The sequence below is a fragment of the Escherichia sp. WS1118 genome, from assembly GCF_046487695.1.
In the GTDB taxonomy this organism is placed as follows: domain Bacteria; phylum Pseudomonadota; class Gammaproteobacteria; order Enterobacterales; family Enterobacteriaceae; genus Escherichia; species Escherichia coli.
In genome coordinates this window covers 73,785-92,056 of the sequence record NZ_JBJQIZ010000004.1, presented here as the reverse complement: position 1 = coordinate 92,056, position 18,272 = coordinate 73,785, and the positions used below count along the sequence as shown (strand labels likewise).

Here is an 18,272-nt window from a genome sequence, read left to right as displayed (position 1 = left end):
GGCTGCCTTAGTCTCCCCAACGTCTTACGGATTAGTGGTTACGGATGTACTCATCCATCTCGGTTTTCAGGTTATCGGATTTAGTACCGAAAATCGCCTGAACACCAGAACCAGCAACCACTACGCCCGCTGCGCCCAGTTTCTTCAGGCCAGCCTGATCCACTTTAGACACATCAGCAACGCTGACGCGCAGACGGGTAATACATGCGTCGAGGTTAGTAATGTTTTCTTTACCACCAAATGCAGCAACCAGAGCCGGTGCCATTTCGCTGGTACCTGTCGCTTTTGCATCTTCAGTCGCATCTTCACGACCCGGCGTTTTCAGATCCAGTGCTTTAATCAGCACGCGGAAGATGGTGTAGTAAACAATGGCATAACCGATACCGACGATCGGGAACAGCCACAGTTTGCTGCTGTTACCAGACAGAACGATGAAGTCGATCAGACCGTGCGAGAACGACGTACCGTCACGCATCCCCAGAAGAATACAGATTGGGAATGCCAGGCCTGCCAGAATCGCGTGGATGATGTACAGGATCGGCGCAACGAACATGAAGGAGAACTCGATCGGCTCGGTGATACCGGTCAGGAACGAGGTCAGCGCCGCGGAGATCATAATACCGCCCACTTTCGCGCGGTTTTCTGGTTTAGCAGAGTGCCAGATAGCAATTGCGGCAGCTGGCAGACCGTACATTTTGAACAGGAAGCCACCAGACAGTTTACCCGCAGTCGGGTCACCCGCCATATAACGCGGAATGTCGCCGTGGAAAACCTGACCTGCTGCGTTGGTGTATTCACCAATCTGCATCTGGAAAGGTACGTTCCAGATGTGGTGCAGACCAAACGGTACCAGGCAACGTTCGATGAAACCGTAAATGCCAAACGCAACTACCGGGTTCTGGTAAGCAGCCCACTGAGAGAAGGTCTGGATTGCAGAACCAATCGGCGGCCAAATGAAGGACAGCACAACGCCAGTAAAGATGGCAGCCAGGCCTGAAATGATCGGCACAAAGCGTTTACCGGCAAAGAAGCCAAGATACTCAGGCAGCTTAATACGGTAGAAACGGTTAAACATGTACGCTGCGATCGCACCGGAGATAATCCCCCCGAGTACGCCAGTATCCGCCAGGTGTTTAGAGGCGATTTCTTCAGCAGGTAAATGCAGTACCAGTGGCGCAACCACGGCCATGGTTTTAACCATGATGCCATAGGCAACAACTGCGGCCAGCGCGGATACGCCATCGTTATTGGTAAAGCCGAGGGCGACACCGATCGCAAAAATCAGTGGCATGTTTGCAAAGACGGAACCGCCTGCTTCTGCCATAACATGCGATACAACGGCGGGCAGCCAGCTGAAATTCGCGGAACCGACGCCCAGCAGAATACCTGCGATAGGCAGTACGGATACCGGCAGCATCAGCGATTTACCGACCTTTTGCAGGTTAGCAAATGCATTCTTAAACATAATTGAGAGTGCTCCTGAGTATGGGTGCTTTTTTTACGTTCTCACGCGTGGCAAGGGGGGAGTGCCTCGCCGTGTACAGGGCATCTAAGCGCCCTTTATTTATTACACAGAGTAAAATAATTCAGTGCCGATTTGTTTGACGGCTATCACGTTTCAACTTCAGATCATTGGAGAAGTTGCACATTTTGACAAAACATATGTCACAATATTTCAAACGTGGTTATTCACCGCCCGATTTTCGGCGGTGAACTTTACTCGTTTTAGCCATTAATTACGAGCTTTAAAAAAACTCATTCAACGGATGGATTGAAGGCGGGAAGCGTCGATGTGAAACAGACGGGCGAAGTTATCGGTGGTTACCTGCGCCAGTTCTTCAACGGCAACACCTTTCAACACAGCCATGTATTCTGCAACGTCACGAACCATCGCAGGTTGATTCTCTTTTCCTCGATGCGGTACTGGCGCAAGGTAAGGTGAGTCAGTTTCCACCAGTAACCGATCCAGGGGGACATAACGCGCAGCATCGCGCAGTTGCTCCGCATTACGGAAGGTCACAATGCCGGAAAAGGAGATGTAAAATCCGAGATCCAGTAATTTGCCCGCCGTTTCTCTGTCCTCTGTAAAACAGTGTAGTACGCCACCGCAATCCGTCACTTTTTCTTCGCGCAGAATTGCCAGCGTATCGGCGCGGGCGTCACGGGTGTGGACGATAACCGGCTTGTTCAGTTCACGACCAATCTGGATATGATGGATGAAGGACTCTTGCTGACGTACTTTAGTTTCCGGCGTGTAATAATAATCCAGCCCGGTTTCACCCAGCGCTACAACGCCCTCTTCTGCCGCCAGACGACGTAAATCTTCTACATCGTAGGGATCATTCTGGTTGAGTGGATGCACGCCACAAGAAAATACGACGTTGTCGCGTTCGCCTACCAGATCCCGCATGTGTAAATAACCCGGTAATGTTGTGGCGACTGCCAGACAAAATTTCACATCGCGTGCGGCGGCTTTCGCCAGAACGTCATCCACGTCCTTATGCAAAGATTCATAATCCAGACCATCGAGATGGCAGTGTGAGTCGACTAAAAACATGATGTCTCTCTTAAAGATGAGGAACCGGTAGCACAACGCCCGGTTGCAGGTAATGCTCAATACGCAGTAAAAGATCGGTGATGAGAAGCTCGCGGTTGATGCCTGTGACAGACATTAACTGTTCACGAATGTGGCAAACATCCCCCAGTATAGCCTGCAGGCGCGAGGGAGAAAGATGGTTTGCCAGTTCGACGACCAGGCCCGGCACATCAACATTGGTCACCTGCGCAGCGCCATGATGGCGTTTTAGCGCATCCATCAGCAACATTGCCAGCCAGTGTAAACGTGCCGGAGCTTGTTCATGATTAAGGGCCGCTAGCAGCGAATACCAGTCGCCCGATTGCACGCTATATGCCAGCGCCTGACACAATGTTTCACGAGCCTGCCAGTTATCTCCCTGAAACAACGCCAGTGCCGCCCCAGGCGAACCGGCGCTTAAGCGCAATGCGGCAAGTAGTGCAGCCTGTGACATTGTCACTTCGCGTGAAAGCCAGGTCACGGCGTACTGTTCCGGCGGCGGCGCAAGGTAATGTAACCGACAACGACTACGTAATGTTGCCAGTAAACGTTCTGGCTCGCGGGTAGCAAGGAAAAACCACGTCTCTGCTGGTGGCTCTTCAAGCGTTTTCAGCAATGCGTTAGCCGCGGCGTCGGTTAGTAAGGCAGCATCGGTTACCCAGACAACTTTCGCACCACCTAAGCGTGCGTGCTCATTCAGCTTTTCGGTGACCTCACGTACCGCATCAATGCCCAGCGCATTTTTCCCTTTTTCGGGAGCCAGGGTGTAGTAATCGGGATGTGTGCCAGCCAGCATCAACTGACATCCACGACAGTGACCGCAACTTTTGTGGCCCTGCGGTTGTTGGCAGAGTAAATAACGGCTCAGGGCGTAGATTAAAGCATCATCGCCCATGCCCGGTAACGCCTGAATGAGTAGCGCATGGTGACCTCTTCCGGCCTGATAGCTGGCTACCAGTTTTTCGAAATCAGGTCGTAACCATGGATACCATCTCATGCGTCCAACTCCTTCACCCAGTTGGTCACGGTGGTGCGGATTGCATCCATCACGGCCTCCAGCGGCTGGGTGGCATCAATGGTATGAATGCTTTTATCTTGTGCTGCCAGTTCCAGATAGCGGGCGCGGGTGCGATTAAAGAAATCGAAAGATTCTTGCTCAATACGATCCAGCTCGCCGCGCGCACGCGCGCGTTTTAAGCCAACCTCCGGGGTAACATCGAGATAGAGCGTTAAGTCGGGGCGAAACCCCCCGAGAACAGCATCACGCAGTGTTGCCAGCATATGTTGGTCAATACCTCGTCCTCCACCCTGATAGGCTTGAGTGGAGAGATCGTGGCGATCGCCAATCACCCAGGTGCCATTAGCCAGCGCAGGTTTGATGACCGTTTCTACCAGTTGAACGCGCGCGGCATAAAACATCAGAACTTCGGCTTTATCGGTAATGACTTCATCGCCTACCGATTTGATATCCAGCACAAGGCTTCTTAACTTTTCGGCAAGTTGCGTACCGCCAGGTTCCCGAGTGAAAACCATGTCGCGGATACCCAGTTGCTCAAGCGTCTCAACCACCACGTTACGCGCGGTAGTTTTGCCTGCGCCTTCCAGCCCCTCAATGACGATATACTTACTGCGCATTTTTTTCCTTAAGCACTTTCAGATAATCCTGCACAGACTTGTTATGACTGGCAAGATTGGTATTAAACGTGTGACCACCTTTACCATCGGCCACAAAATAGAGATACGGCGTTTTTGCCGGATGCGCAGCAGCCTTCAGCGAATCCGCCCCCGGCGTCGCTATCGCACCTGGCGGCAGACCGGTAATGGTATAGGTGTTATACGCTGTCGGCGTTTCCAGGTCTGCACGAGAAAGTTTGCCATTATAACGCTCTCCCATCCCGTAAATCACGGTCGGGTCGGTCTGCAGGCGCATACCAATGCGTAAACGGTTGATAAATACTGAGGCAACCTGATCGCGTTCACTGGCAACGGCGGTTTCTTTTTCGATAATTGATGCCATCGTCACCAACTGGTTTTTATCTTTATAAGGCAGACCGTCCGCACGCCCTTCCCAGGCGCTATCGACCGCTTTCACCATTTTCTTGTGCGCTCGCTTGAGTAACGCGACATCGGTGGTATTGGCGGTATACATCCAGGTGTCTGGCCAGAACCAACCTTCAATCCACTCCGGGTTTTCCAGTTCAAGTGCCTGCGCTACGGTGGCGTACTTATCGTCGCTCAGCGTGTGCTTGATATACGGAGCCTCACGCAATTGCTTGAGGTAGTCGCTCAGACGCATCCCTTCTACCAGTCGCAGCGGGAACTGTGCTTCTTTACCGCTTTCCAACAATTTCAGCATCTCGCGCACGGTCATCTGCGGTGTAAAGCGGTAAGTCCCGGCTTTAAAGTGAGAAAGATCCGGTTCGATACGCAGCAACCATTGAAAAACCCGTGGGCGATTGATGATCTTATCGGCATAAAGCTGTTCACCTAGCGCCAGACGTCCGGTCCCTGGCTTAAGGGTAAATATCGTCTCTTCTTTGATAAGCAATTTGCTGTCGGCAAGATGGCGAACCTTCCAGACGCCCACACCAGCGGCGATACCCAGTACCACCAGCAATAACAAGATTATCAATAACACTTTTTTCATGACTAATTCGGGCGCTCACAAAGTGGGGCTAAATATTCATATAACGTTGCTGACGAAAAGGAGACATCGCCACAGGCACGTACGGGCATCACTGGCATTAACGCATTACAAATAACCATCTCATCTGCCTGCAACGCCTCTTCCAGAGAGGCTTGCACTTCGACAAGCTGATAAGAGGATTGTGCCAGCAAACGGATACAGAATTGTCGCATAATGCCGTTAACACCTGCCTGATCCAGTCGCGGCGTATAAACTACGTTGCCCTTCCGCCAGAACAAATTAGCCGCACAGCATTCCGTAACCCACCCTTCGCTGTCAAGGACCAGCGCCTCATCAGCGTTTGTCTGCTCAAGATGAGAGCGGATCAATACTTGCTCAAGCCGATTAAGATGTTTAATACCTGCAAGATGAGGATTGCGCCCCAGCCGCACCGGGCTTAGCGCCAACGTCATCCCTTCGTTACGCAAACGGTCGTAATGTGCAGGATAAGCCGTAACGGAGAGAATCCGCGTTGCCGGTCCACTGTTCAATGTGCTGTACCCTCGCCCGCCACTACCGCGACTGATCACGACTTTCAGCACACCATTCTGCTGTTCTGCTGCCAGCGTTTTCATCTCTTGTTCAAGCTGAGGCCAGAAGTCACAGGAAATCATCAACCGCTGACAAGCATCCTGTAGTCGCTGGATATGCGCCGATAACAAACTGACTTTACCGTCGATAACTCTGGCGGTGGTAAAACAACCATCACCAAACTGCGTTGCCCGATCGCTTACTGCCAGCGATTCCTGCTTATGACCGTTAATTAAGAACATACCGGCTCCTTATCAGAGAATTGTTAGTGTGGCAGCATGTTCACTACGGAACAAGTCGGAATAAAAGCTAAGAAAAAAGGCCCGCAAGCGGACCTTTTATAAGGGTGGAAAATGACAACTTAGATCTTTTTAAAGATCAAAGAACCATTAGTGCCACCGAAGCCGAAGGAGTTACACAGAGTGTATTCCATTCCGCTAACCTGACGCGCTTCGTGCGGTACGAAATCCAGATCGCAACCTTCATCCGGGTTATCCAGGTTGATGGTTGGCGGAACAGCCTGATCGCGCAGCGCCAGGATGGAGTAGATAGATTCTACTGCACCCGCCGCACCTAACAGGTGACCGGTCATAGATTTCGTGGAGCTTACCAACACGCGGCTTGCAGCTTCACCGAAGATGGTTTTCACCGCCTGCGCTTCAGCTTTATCGCCAGCCGGCGTAGAAGTACCGTGCGCGTTAACGTAGCCAATCTGACTCGCTTCAATGCCTGCATCACGCAGAGCATTTGCCATCGCCAGAGCTGCGCCTGCGCCATTTTCTGGCGGTGACGTCATATGATAAGCATCGCTGCTCATACCAAAGCCGACGAGTTCAGCGTAAATTTTCGCACCGCGTTTTTTCGCGTGTTCGTACTCTTCAAGTACCAGCATACCGGCACCATCGCCCAGTACGAAACCATCACGCTCTTTATCCCACGGGCGGCTCGCCGCTTGCGGGTTATCATTGCGGGTAGATAATGCACGTGCCGCGCCAAAACCACCAACGCCCAGCGGCGTACTGGCTTTCTCTGCGCCACCTGCAACCATCACGTCAGCATCGCCATACGCGATAATACGCGCAGCATGGCCAATGTTGTGCACGCCGGAAGTACAGGCGGTCGCGATAGAGATGCTTGGGCCACGCAGGCCATACATGATAGTCAGATGACCTGCCACCATGTTCACAATCGTTGACGGAACGAAGAATGGGCTGATCTTACGTGGACCACCGTTCATCAGAGATGTGTGGTTTTCTTCGATCAGTCCGAGGCCGCCAATCCCGGAGCCAATTGCGGCACCAATGCGGGTTGCGTTCTCTTCCGTTATTTCAAGGCCAGAATCCTGCATGGCCTGAACGCCAGCGACAATTCCATATTGAATGAAGGCATCCATCTTGCGCTGTTCTTTGCGCGAGATAATGTCCTCACAGTTAAAATCCTTTACTAAGCCAGCAAATTTCGTTGCATAGGCGCTAGTATTGAAATGGTCGATTAGGCTGATGCCACTCTGACCGGCAAGCAGAGCTTTCCAGGTAGACTCTACGGTATTGCCGACAGGAGACAACATGCCCAGTCCGGTCACAACTACACGACGCTTAGACACGTTTGTCCTCCAGGGAGGGAAAAAATGATTCTAGTGGGACAAAAGATAAAACTCAGGCGGTCGAACGACCGCCTGGAGATGTTCACTTACGCCTGGTGGCCGTTGATGTAATCAATGGCAGCCTGAACGGTGGTGATTTTCTCAGCTTCTTCGTCCGGAATCTCAGTATCAAACTCTTCTTCCAGAGCCATTACCAGCTCAACGGTGTCAAGAGAATCCGCGCCCAGGTCTTCAACGAAAGAAGCATTGTTGGTAACTTCTTCCTGCTTAACGCCCAGCTGTTCGCCGATAATTTTCTTAACGCGTTCTTCGATAGTGCTCATACTCTTAAATTTCCTATCAAAACTCGCTTTCGCGATGGTTTTCGTAGTGTATAAAATGTTGAAAAATTTGCAACTAAATCCCGGCAGGTCTTACCACGATTTTACGTTATTTTGAGGCCTTACCCCCCAATAACGCAAATCATTTTGCACTAATTATTACTCATAACCACGCAGACTGCGCGCAACATGAGCATTTTGTGCAAATCGCGGTCAGACCATGTACATCCCGCCGTTCACATGCAAAGTTTCACCCGTGATGTAAGCTGCTTCGTCGGATGCCAGGAATGCAACCGCGTTGGCGATTTCCTGTGCGCCGCCGAGGCGACCCGCAGGAACCTGCGCCAGGATACCCGCACGCTGGTCATCGCTCAGCGCACGTGTCATGTCCGTTTCAATAAAGCCCGGAGCAACAACGTTTACAGTAATACCGCGTGACGCAACTTCGCGCGCCAGTGATTTACTGAAGCCGATCAAGCCCGCTTTCGCCGCAGCGTAGTTGGCCTGACCGCCATTTCCCATGGTACCAACCACAGAACCGATAGTGATAATACGACCATGACGCTTTTTCATCATAGCGCGCATTACCGCTTTTGACAGACGGAAAACAGATGAAAGGTTGGTTTCGATAATATCGTTCCACTCTTCATCTTTCATTCGCATTAACAGGTTATCACGAGTGATACCGGCATTATTGACCAGGATATCCACTTCACCAAATTCTGCGCGAATTTTTTCCAGAACAGATTCGATAGATGCCGGGTCGGTCACATTCAACATCAGACCTTTGCCGTTGGCACCTAAATAATCACTGATCGCCTGAGCGCCATTTTCACTGGTCGCAGTGCCAATAACTTTCGCGCCACGGGCTGCGAGCGTTTCAGCAATTGCGCGGCCAATTCCGCGGCTTGCACCGGTTACCAGTGCGATTTTTCCTTCAAAATTCATGATTTTCCTCTTTTAAAGCTCGAGCGCCGCTGCCATCGCTGAAGGTTCGTTCAGCGCCGAGGCGGTCAGGGTGTCGACAATGCGTTTCGTCAGGCCAGTAAGCACTTTGCCCGGGCCGAATTCATAGAGATGTTCTACGCCTTGCGCTGCCATGTACTCAACAGACTTCGTCCACTGAACCGGGTTATACAACTGACGTACCAGTGCGTCACGGATGGCATCACCATTGGTTTCGCATTTCACATCAACGTTATTCACAACAGGAACTGTTGGTGCGTTAAAGGTGATTTTCGCTAATTCTACTGCCAGTTTGTCGGCTGCTGGTTTCATCAGCGCACAGTGAGACGGTACGCTCACTGGTAACGGCAGAGCGCGTTTTGCGCCCGCAGCTTTACAGGCAGCGCCAGCACGCTCAACTGCTTCTTTATGACCGGCAATAACCACCTGTCCCGGAGAGTTAAAGTTTACCGGAGAAACGACCTGACCTTCTGCAGCTTCTTCACACGCTTTTCCAATAGACGCATCATCCAGACCGATGATTGCCGCCATAGCGCCCGTGCCTTCCGGTACGGCTTCTTGCATGAACTTGCCGCGCATCTCAACCAAACGCACCGCATCAGCGAAATCAATTACACCAGCGCAAACCAGCGCGGAGTATTCCCCCAGGCTGTGACCGGCCATCATTGCCGGTGCTTTACCGCCCTGCTGCTGCCATACGCGATACAGCGCAACAGATGCAGTCAACAGCGCTGGCTGAGTTTGCCAGGTTTTATTCAGTTCTTCAGCTGGCCCCTGCTGGGTCAGCGCCCACAGATCGTAGCCCAGCGCCGCAGAAGCTTCTGCAAACGTTTCTTCGACAATTGGATAGCTCGCCGCCATATCAGCCAGCATTCCAACGGTTTGAGAACCCTGTCCAGGGAACACAAATGCAAATTGCGTCATGTTTTAATCCTTATCCTAGAAACGAACCAGCGCGGAGCCCCAGGTGAATCCACCGCCAAAGGCTTCAAGCAGAACCAACTGTCCCGGCTTAATGCGCCCGTCACGTACAGCTTCATCCAGCGCGCACGGGACAGAGGCCGCAGAGGTATTACCGTGGCGATCCAGCGTCACCACGACATTGTCCATCGACATGCCGAGTTTTTTCGCCGTTGCACTGATAATACGCAGGTTAGCCTGATGCGGAACCAGCCAGTCCAGTTGAGAACGGTCAAGATTATTCGCCGCCAGCGTCTCATCAACGATGTGCGCCAGTTCCGTTACCGCAACCTTGAAGACTTCGTTGCCCGCCATCGTCAGATGAATTGAATTCTCTGGATTCACACGGTCAGCATTAGGCAGCGTCAGCAATTCACCATAGCTACCGTCGGCATGCAGATGGGTGGAGATGATTCCCGGCTCTTCAGAGGCAGCCAGCACCGCAGCGCCCGCGCCATCGCCAAAAATAATAATAGTCCCACGATCTGTTGGATCGCAGGTGCGCGCCAGTACATCAGAACCGACGACCAGAGCATACTTCACCGCCCCAGATTTCACGTATTGATCGGCTACGCTTAATGCATAGGTGAAACCTGCGCAGGCTGCTGCAACGTCAAATGCCGGGCAACCTTTAATGCCCAACATGCTTTGAATCTGACAAGCTGCGCTCGGGAAAGCGTGCGTCGCAGAAGTCGTTGCCACAACGATCAGGCCAATCTGGTCTTTCTCAATACCCGCCATCTCAATTGCGCGTGTCGCCGCTTCAAAGCCCATGGTTGAAACGGTTTCGTTTGGCGCGGCAATGTGGCGTTCGCGGATACCGGTACGAGTGACAATCCACTCGTCAGAGGTATCCACCATTTTTTCCAAATCGGCGTTTGTCCGCACTTGTTCGGGCAGATAGCTGCCAGTACCAATAATCTTCGTATACATGTACGCTCAGTCACTTTTCGGTTATATACCGTCACTTGCAAACTGCGAGTTCGCTGGCAGCGTCCTGCTACCGCAGAGTTCCGCTTTTGCCACCGTCCAGCAGCTCAAAACCAGCTGGGTATACAGATTCCAGGCGAGCGGCAATTCGCTGAGGAACTTGTCGCTGCACCGCCTGCACTGCCTGTTCAATCGCGACCGCAAAAGCTCGCTGATTGGCTGCACCATGACTTTTTATCACCGTGCCGCGCAATCCTAACAGACAGGCGCCGTTATACTGGTCGGGGTTGAGGTGACTGAATCGCCTCGTCAGGCTCTTTTGTAGCCAACGCTTTAATAACAGTAGCCACCACGACCGTTTTTTCCCTTCACCCTGAGATTTCAGCAGAGAAAGGAACATCCTGACAACACCTTCCATCGTCTTTAATGTGACATTTCCTGTAAAGCCGTCACAAACCAGCACATCTGTCTTGCCAGTTAACAACTCATTGGCTTCAAGATAGCCGATATAATTGATAGAAGGGATTGTTTTAAGCACCGCTGAGGCATCCCGAATACTGTCGAGACCCTTTACTTCTTCTTCACCAATATTGAGCAACGCCACGCGAGGATTAGGAATTTCCACCACCTCTTCAGCCAGAACTGAGCCCATAATGGCAAATTGCACCAACATTGTACTGTCACAATCGACGTTGGCCCCTAAATCGAGGACCACCGTTTTGCCCTTTTGCTGATGCGGTAATACCGTCACCAGCGCCGGACGCTCAATCCCCTCCAGGGGCTTGAGTAATAATTTTGCCAGCCCCATCAGCGCCCCGGTATTACCGGCACTGACACAGGCTTGCGCTCGACCTTCTTTCACCAGCTCCAGGGCCACGCGCATTGAACTCCCACGACTGGCGCGGATAGCTTGCGAAGGCCGGGCATCACTGGCGATAACTGACTGCGCAGGAATAATCTGCAGACGCGAACGTTGTTCAAAGTCAGCTTTAGCAAGTAATGGCGTGATGGCGTCGGGATTGCCGACTAAAAGAAGAGTGAGTTGCGAATTAGAATTCAGTGCCTGCAATGCTGCAGGCACTGTCACGGAAGGGCCAAAATCCCCTCCCATGACATCTAACGCCAGGGTTAGACGTGTCAAGGTATCGTCGCCGCCCGGTTTGGTCTTTCCCCAGTTGCCTGGGGAAAATCCTCACTAAGCTTCATCACGCAGACGCGTGATTACTTAGCGATGACCTTGCGGCCGCGGTAGTAACCGTCGGCAGTGATGTGGTGACGCAGGTGTTTTTCACCAGAAGTTTTGTCTACAGACAGGCTGGTGACTGCGGTCAGCGCGTCATGGGAACGACGCATGCCACGTTTGGAACGGGTTGGTTTATTCTGTTGTACGGCCATGGACCTTACTCCTCAATTACGGTTTATCCCCGATCCAACGGGGAGCACCAATTACTTACGCTTTAAGCTGGCTAATACGGCAAATGGGTTTGGCTTTTGCGCTTCTTCAGGCAGTTCACCAAAGACCATGTCCGCTTCGGACACTTCACAGTGTTCAGAATCATGCACCGGAACTACCGGCAAGGCGAGGATGATTTCATCTTCAACCATTGCAAGCAGATCGATTTCACCGAATTCGTTAACCTCAATCGGTTCATACGCTTCCGGCAGTGCTTCAGCCTGTTCGTCTGAACGCACAGGACTAAAACAATACGTTGTGTAGACCTGATGAGTAAACGGCTTCCCGCAACGCTGACACTCGAGCGTTACCGTCACCTTCGCATCGCCGTTTAACACTGCGAGACGTTGGTTATCGATAGCGAACGACATGGAGCATTCCACATCACTGTCCACACTGACTACGGATTCGGCGACGCGCTCAACCTGATCAGGAGTATAGATACCCTGGTAATCAAGGCGTTTTTGAGCCGTACGAACCGGATCGAGAGTCAGGGGTAATTTTACCTTTTGCATAGGGCGCGCATATTAACTTTGTAACGTCATAGAGTCAAAGAAAAAGGCAGCCTGTGGTTGCCTTTTGCCAATAATTCGCACACATTGCGGGTTACTGCTTTATTTTCGTTCAGTGCTGATAACGAACATCAACCTGCAAAACGAAGCGCATAGTTTAAAATGGCTATCATCAATACGCTATATCTGATGGAAAAAAATATGCCTAAACTTATTTTAGCCTCCACCTCGCCCTGGCGTCGCGCTCTTCTGGAAAAACTGCAAATCTCTTTTGAATGTGCAGCACCCGAGGTCGACGAAACTCCACGCAGCGACGAATCACCGCGACAGTTGGTGCTTCGACTGGCACAAGAAAAAGCGCAATCTCTGGCGTCACGTTATCCGGATCATTTAATTATTGGTTCAGACCAGGTATGTGTTCTTGATGGCGAAATCACCGGTAAACCGTTAACGGAAGAAAATGCCCGTCTGCAATTACGCAAAGCCAGCGGCAATATCGTCACCTTCTATACTGGACTGGCGTTGTTTAATTCGGCGAATGGGCATCTACAAACAGAAGTGGAGCCTTTTGACGTCCATTTCCGTCACCTGAGCGAGGCGGAGATTGATAATTACGTGCGTAAAGAGCATCCCCTGCACTGCGCGGGTAGCTTTAAGAGTGAAGGATTTGGCATTACGCTGTTTGAGCGTTTAGAGGGGCGTGATCCTAACACGCTGGTTGGTTTACCGCTAATCGCGCTGTGTCAGATGTTACGTCGGGAAGGGAAAAACCCGCTGATGGGATAGTTTTTTGCGCCGGATGCGGTTACTTCGCATCCGGCAATCGGTGCTGGCGGCCTGATGCGGCGTAAACGCCTTATCAGGCCAACCGCCCATTATCAGGTTTATATGCTTGTATTAGCGCGCGTTACGCAGCTTTTGCAAACAACGCTTCAAACCTTCATCCATCGGCGCTTCAATACGCATCACCTCACCGGTCCCCGGATGAGTAAACTTCAACGCTGCGGCGTGCAGGAACAGGCGATTTAATCCCGTGCCTGCTTCAGTGAGCTGTCTGTCAAATTCACGGTCACCGTAGCGATCGTCAAAGGCAATCGGATGACCCGCATATTGTGTATGCACACGGATCTGATGAGTACGCCCTGTTACCGGGCTACAACGCACCAGGGTGGCAAATGCATAGCGTTCTTCCACTTTAAAGCGTGTTTCCGACGGTTTGCCTTCCTGACTCACACGCACAATACGTTCGCCGCTTTGCAGAATATTTTTCAGTAACGGCGCTTGAACGCTCTTCACATGCGACTGCCACTGACCGCGCACCAGCGCCAGGTAATCTTTTTGCATCCCTTTTTCACGTAATTGCTCATGCAGAGAACGCAACGCCGAGCGTTTTTTCGCTACCAGCAACACACCTGAGGTGTCCCGGTCAAGACGATGAACCAGTTCAAGGAACCGCGCTTCCGGGCGCAACGCCCGCAAACCTTCAATAACGCCGAAGCTTAAACCACTGCCGCCATGTACCGCCGTACCGGAAGGTTTATTCAGCACCAGGATATGATCATCTTCATATAAGATGACGTCCGCCAGCGCCGCCACCTTTTGCAGATGTGGCGAAACCGCCTCTTCTTCCCGCTCAGCAACGCGAACCGGTGGGATACGCACCTCATCACCCGCTTCGAGTTTATATTCAGGCTTAATACGTTTTTTGTTCACCCGCACTTCGCCTTTACGCAAAATACGGTAAATCATACTTTTTGGTACGCCTTTCAATTGGGTACGCAAAAAGTTGTCGATACGTTGCCCCGCGTCGTCAGCGGTGATAGCAACAATTTTTACGGATGGAGTCTCTGTTTTCATGGTGGGCGATTCTAATTAGCCAACAGGATTCGCGCCACTCATTTTTCTATGCTTATATTTAGTTTTACACCTTATTACTTCACTAGGTGATCACTTTATTGATGGTTATTAAACCAATCACCAGCAAGAAGTGAAAAAACTGTGAGTAAGCGGGTGATAAATGGTAAAAGTCATCTTGCTATAACAAGGCTTGCAGTGGAATAATGAGGCCGTTTCCGTGTCCATCCTTGTTAAAACAAGAAATTTTACGGAATAACCCATTTTGCCCGACCGATCATCCACGCAGCAATGGCGTAAGACGTATTGATCTTTCAGGCAGTTAGCGGGCTGCGGGTTGCAGTCCTTACCGGTAGATGGAAATATTTCTGGAGAGTAATACCCAGTCTGTTTCTTTGATAATTGCGCTGTTTTTCCGCATGAAAAACGGGCAACCGACACTCTGCGCCTCTTTGAGCTGACGATAACCGTGAGGTTGGCGACGCGACTAGACACGAGGCCATCGGTTCACACCCGGAAAGGCGTTACTTTGCCCGCAGCTTAGTCGTCAATGTAAGAATAATGAGTAAGTTACGATGAAAAGAATGTTAATCAACGCAACTCAGCAGGAAGAGTTGCGCGTTGCCCTTGTAGATGGGCAGCGTCTGTATGACCTGGATATCGAAAGTCCAGGGCACGAGCAGAAAAAGGCAAACATCTACAAAGGTAAAATCACCCGCATTGAACCGAGTCTGGAAGCTGCTTTTGTTGATTACGGCGCTGAACGTCACGGTTTCCTCCCACTAAAAGAAATTGCCCGCGAATATTTCCCTGCTAACTACAGTGCTCATGGTCGTCCCAACATTAAAGATGTGTTGCGTGAAGGTCAGGAAGTCATTGTTCAGATCGATAAAGAAGAGCGCGGCAACAAAGGCGCGGCATTAACCACCTTTATCAGTCTGGCGGGTAGCTATCTGGTTCTGATGCCGAACAACCCGCGCGCGGGCGGTATTTCTCGTCGTATCGAAGGCGACGACCGTACCGAATTAAAAGAAGCACTGGCAAGCCTTGAACTGCCGGAAGGCATGGGGCTTATCGTGCGCACCGCTGGCGTCGGCAAATCTGCTGAGGCGCTGCAATGGGATTTAAGCTTCCGTCTGAAACACTGGGAAGCCATCAAAAAAGCCGCTGAAAGCCGCCCGGCTCCGTTCCTGATTCATCAGGAGAGCAACGTAATCGTTCGCGCATTCCGCGATTACTTACGCCAGGACATCGGCGAAATCCTTATCGATAACCCGAAAGTGCTCGAACTGGCACGTCAGCATATCGCTGCATTAGGCCGCCCGGATTTCAGCAGCAAAATCAAACTGTACACCGGCGAGATCCCGCTGTTCAGCCACTACCAGATCGAGTCGCAGATCGAGTCCGCCTTCCAGCGTGAAGTTCGTCTGCCATCCGGTGGTTCGATTGTTATCGACAGCACCGAAGCGTTAACGGCCATCGACATCAACTCCGCACGCGCGACCCGCGGCGGCGATATCGAAGAAACCGCGTTTAACACTAACCTCGAAGCTGCCGATGAGATTGCTCGTCAGCTGCGCCTGCGTGACCTCGGCGGCCTGATTGTTATCGACTTCATCGACATGACGCCTGTACGCCACCAGCGTGCGGTAGAAAACCGTCTGCGTGAAGCGGTGCGTCAGGACCGTGCGCGTATTCAAATCAGCCATATTTCTCGCTTTGGCCTGTTGGAAATGTCCCGTCAGCGCCTGAGCCCATCACTGGGTGAATCCAGCCATCACGTCTGCCCGCGCTGCTCCGGTACCGGTACCGTTCGTGACAACGAATCGCTGTCGCTCTCTATTCTGCGTCTGATCGAAGAAGAAGCGCTGAAAGAGAACACCCAGGAAGTTCACGCCATTGTTCCTGTGCCAATTGCTTCTTACCTGCTGAATGAAAAACGTTCTGCGGTAAATGCGATTGAAACTCGTCAGGACGGCGTACGCTGTGTGATTGTGCCAAACGATCAGATGGAAACCCCGCACTACCATGTGCTGCGCGTGCGCAAAGGGGAAGAAACCCCAACCTTAAGCTACATGCTGCCGAAGCTGCATGAAGAAGCGATGGCGCTGCCGTCTGAAGAAGAGTTCGCTGAACGTAAGCGTCCGGAACAACCTGCGCTGGCAACCTTTGCCATGCCGGATGTGCCGCCAGCTCCAACCCCAGCTGAACCTGCCGCGCCTGTTGTAGCCCCAGCACCTAAAGCTGCAACGGCAACACCAGCATCTCCTGCACAACCAGGGTTGTTGAGCCGCTTCTTCGGCGCACTGAAAGCGCTGTTCAGCGGTGGTGAAGAAACCAAACCGGCCGAGCAACCAGCACCGAAAGCAGAAGCGAAACCGGAACGTCAACAGGATCGTCGCAAGCCTCGTCAGAACAACCGCCGTGACCGTAATGAGCGCCGCGATACCCGTAGTGAACGTACAGAAGGCAGCGATAATCGCGAAGAAAACCGTCGTAATCGTCGCCAGGCACAGCAGCAGACTGTCGAGACGCGTGAGAGCCGTCAGCAGGCTGAGGTAACGGAAAAAGCGCGTACCACCGACGAGCAGCAAGCGCCACGTCGTGAACGTAGCCGCCGCCGTAACGATGATAAACGTCAGGCGCAACAAGAAGCGAAAGCGCTGAATGTTGAAGAGCAATCTGTTCAGGAAACCGAACAGGAAGAACGTGTACGTCCGGTTCAGCCGCGTCGTAAACAGCGTCAGCTCAATCAGAAAGTGCGTTACGAGCAAAGCGTAGCCGAAGAAGCGGTAGTCGCACCGGTGGTTGAAGAAACTGTCGCAGCCGAACCAATTGTTCAGGAAGCGGCAGCCCCACGCACAGAATTGGTGAAAGTTCCGCTGCCAGTCGTAGCGCAAACTGCACCAGAACAGCAAGAAGAGAACAATGCTGATAACCGTGACAACGGTGGCATGCCGCGTCGTTCTCGCCGCTCGCCTCGTCACCTGCGCGTAAGTGGTCAGCGTCGTCGTCGCTATCGTGACGAGCGTTATCCAACCCAGTCGCCAATGCCGTTGACCGTAGCGTGCGCGTCTCCGGAACTGGCCTCTGGCAAAGTCTGGATCCGCTATCCAATTGTACGTCCGCAAGATGTACAGGTTGAAGAGCAGCGCGAACAGGAAGAAGTACAAGTGCAGCCGATGGTGACTGAGGTCCCTGTCGCCGCCGCTGCCGAACCTGTTGTTAGCGCGCCAGTTGTTGAAGAAGTGGCTGAAGTCGTAGAAGCCCCCGTTCAGGTTGCCGAACCGCAACCGAAAGTGGTTGAAACGACGCATCCTGAAGTGATTGCCGCCGCGGTAACTGAACAGCCGCAGGTGATTACCGAGTCTGATGTTGCCGTAGCCCAGGAAGTTGCAGAACACGCAGAACCGGTGGTTGAACCGCAGGAAGAGACGGCAGATATTGAAGAAGTTGCCGAAACTGCTGAGGTTGTGGTTGCTGAACCTGAAGTTGTTGCTCAACCTGCCGCGCCAGTCGTCGCTGAAGTCGCAGCAGAAGTTGAAACAGTAGCCGCGGTTGAACCAGAGATCACCGTTGAGCATAACCACGCTACCGCGCCAATGACGCGCGCTCCGGCACCGGAATATGTTCCGGAGGCACCGCGTCACAGTGACTGGCAGCGCCCTACTTTCGCCTTCGAAGGTAAAGGTGCCGCAGGTGGTCATACGGCAACGCATCATGCCTCTGCCGCTCCTGCGCGTCCGCAACCTGTTGAGTAATAATTAGCTCAAGCAATCAAGCCCTGGTAACTGCCAGGGCTTTTTTATTTCATCTTTGAATCAACATATTAAAATTCATCAAATGGCATCCTTGCTAACCAACAATACAAAATAGGCAAAA

Annotated in this window: 17 protein-coding genes; 2 read left to right on the top strand and 15 right to left on the bottom strand. The window is 52.0% G+C overall.

Annotated elements, in window-relative coordinates:
* Positions 1-31: 31 nt before the first annotated feature.
* The 14 genes from ptsG to yceD all read right to left on the bottom strand — a co-directional run bounded on the left by ptsG (position 32) and on the right by yceD (position 12,539).
* Positions 32-1,465, bottom strand: a complete 1,434-nt coding sequence (ptsG, locus tag ACJHYO_RS08620) for a PTS glucose transporter subunit IIBC (RefSeq protein WP_000475719.1) — start codon at positions 1,463-1,465, stop codon at positions 32-34.
* Positions 1,466-1,759: 294 nt separating this feature from the next.
* Positions 1,760-2,557, bottom strand: coding sequence for a metal-dependent hydrolase (locus tag ACJHYO_RS08615; protein ID WP_000480245.1), 798 nt, complete (start codon positions 2,555-2,557; stop codon positions 1,760-1,762).
* 10 nt (positions 2,558-2,567) lie between these two features.
* Positions 2,568-3,572 carry a DNA polymerase III subunit delta' gene (gene holB / locus ACJHYO_RS08610; protein WP_085455310.1) on the bottom strand — a complete coding sequence of 335 codons (1,005 nt, stop codon included), beginning with the start codon at positions 3,570-3,572 and terminating at the stop codon, positions 2,568-2,570.
* Positions 3,569-4,210, bottom strand: a complete 642-nt coding sequence (gene tmk / locus ACJHYO_RS08605; RefSeq protein ID WP_001257012.1) for a dTMP kinase — start codon at positions 4,208-4,210, stop codon at positions 3,569-3,571. The genes holB and tmk overlap by 4 nt, the downstream gene beginning before the upstream one ends.
* The gene (gene yceG / locus ACJHYO_RS08600) at positions 4,200-5,222 is read right to left on the bottom strand and encodes a cell division protein YceG (RefSeq protein WP_000756838.1); all 1,023 of its coding nucleotides are present in this window, start codon (positions 5,220-5,222) and stop codon (positions 4,200-4,202) included. Before yceG ends, tmk begins: the two co-directional genes overlap by 11 nt.
* Positions 5,223-5,224: 2 nt before the next feature.
* Positions 5,225-6,034 (bottom strand): aminodeoxychorismate lyase, encoded by an 810-nt coding sequence (gene pabC, locus ACJHYO_RS08595; RefSeq protein WP_000478684.1) that lies wholly within the window; start codon positions 6,032-6,034, stop codon positions 5,225-5,227.
* 119 nt (positions 6,035-6,153) lie between these two features.
* The gene (gene fabF, locus ACJHYO_RS08590; RefSeq protein WP_085455309.1) at positions 6,154-7,395 is read right to left on the bottom strand and encodes a beta-ketoacyl-ACP synthase II; all 1,242 of its coding nucleotides are present in this window, start codon (positions 7,393-7,395) and stop codon (positions 6,154-6,156) included.
* An 86-nt stretch (positions 7,396-7,481) separates the two neighbouring features.
* Entirely contained in the window at positions 7,482-7,718 is a 237-nt protein-coding gene (gene acpP, locus ACJHYO_RS08585; RefSeq protein ID WP_000103754.1) for an acyl carrier protein, read from the bottom strand.
* 210 nt (positions 7,719-7,928) lie between these two features.
* Positions 7,929-8,663, bottom strand: coding sequence for a 3-oxoacyl-ACP reductase FabG (gene fabG, locus ACJHYO_RS08580; protein ID WP_001008535.1), 735 nt, complete (start codon positions 8,661-8,663; stop codon positions 7,929-7,931).
* Between the two features lie 12 nt (positions 8,664-8,675).
* Complete coding sequence (gene fabD / locus ACJHYO_RS08575) at positions 8,676-9,605, bottom strand: ACP S-malonyltransferase (protein WP_085455308.1); 930 nt, start codon at positions 9,603-9,605, stop codon at positions 8,676-8,678.
* Positions 9,606-9,620: 15 nt separating this feature from the next.
* Positions 9,621-10,574, bottom strand: coding sequence for a beta-ketoacyl-ACP synthase III (gene fabH / locus ACJHYO_RS08570; RefSeq protein ID WP_000288132.1), 954 nt, complete (start codon positions 10,572-10,574; stop codon positions 9,621-9,623).
* A gap of 67 nt (positions 10,575-10,641) precedes the next feature.
* A complete protein-coding gene (gene plsX, locus ACJHYO_RS08565; RefSeq protein ID WP_000197578.1) occupies positions 10,642-11,712 on the bottom strand; it encodes a phosphate acyltransferase PlsX in 1,071 nt (356 codons plus the stop codon).
* Positions 11,713-11,792: 80 nt separating this feature from the next.
* Positions 11,793-11,966 carry a 50S ribosomal protein L32 gene (gene rpmF / locus ACJHYO_RS08560; RefSeq protein WP_000290727.1) on the bottom strand — a complete coding sequence of 58 codons (174 nt, stop codon included), beginning with the start codon at positions 11,964-11,966 and terminating at the stop codon, positions 11,793-11,795.
* A gap of 51 nt (positions 11,967-12,017) precedes the next feature.
* Positions 12,018-12,539 (bottom strand): 23S rRNA accumulation protein YceD, encoded by a 522-nt coding sequence (yceD, locus tag ACJHYO_RS08555; protein WP_001174481.1) that lies wholly within the window; start codon positions 12,537-12,539, stop codon positions 12,018-12,020.
* Between the two features lie 198 nt (positions 12,540-12,737).
* On the opposite strand from yceD, the gene yceF reads away from it, so the two are divergent.
* The gene (yceF, locus tag ACJHYO_RS08550) at positions 12,738-13,322 is read left to right on the top strand and encodes a 7-methyl-GTP pyrophosphatase (protein ID WP_001125202.1); all 585 of its coding nucleotides are present in this window, start codon (positions 12,738-12,740) and stop codon (positions 13,320-13,322) included.
* Between the two features lie 111 nt (positions 13,323-13,433).
* On the opposite strand, the gene rluC is transcribed toward yceF, so the two are convergent.
* Positions 13,434-14,393, bottom strand: coding sequence for a 23S rRNA pseudouridine(955/2504/2580) synthase RluC (rluC, locus tag ACJHYO_RS08545; protein ID WP_000846326.1), 960 nt, complete (start codon positions 14,391-14,393; stop codon positions 13,434-13,436).
* A gap of 572 nt (positions 14,394-14,965) precedes the next feature.
* Here rluC and rne point away from each other — a divergent pair.
* Positions 14,966-18,151 carry a ribonuclease E gene (gene rne / locus ACJHYO_RS08540; protein ID WP_000827400.1) on the top strand — a complete coding sequence of 1,062 codons (3,186 nt, stop codon included), beginning with the start codon at positions 14,966-14,968 and terminating at the stop codon, positions 18,149-18,151.
* Positions 18,152-18,272 lie beyond the last annotated feature (121 nt).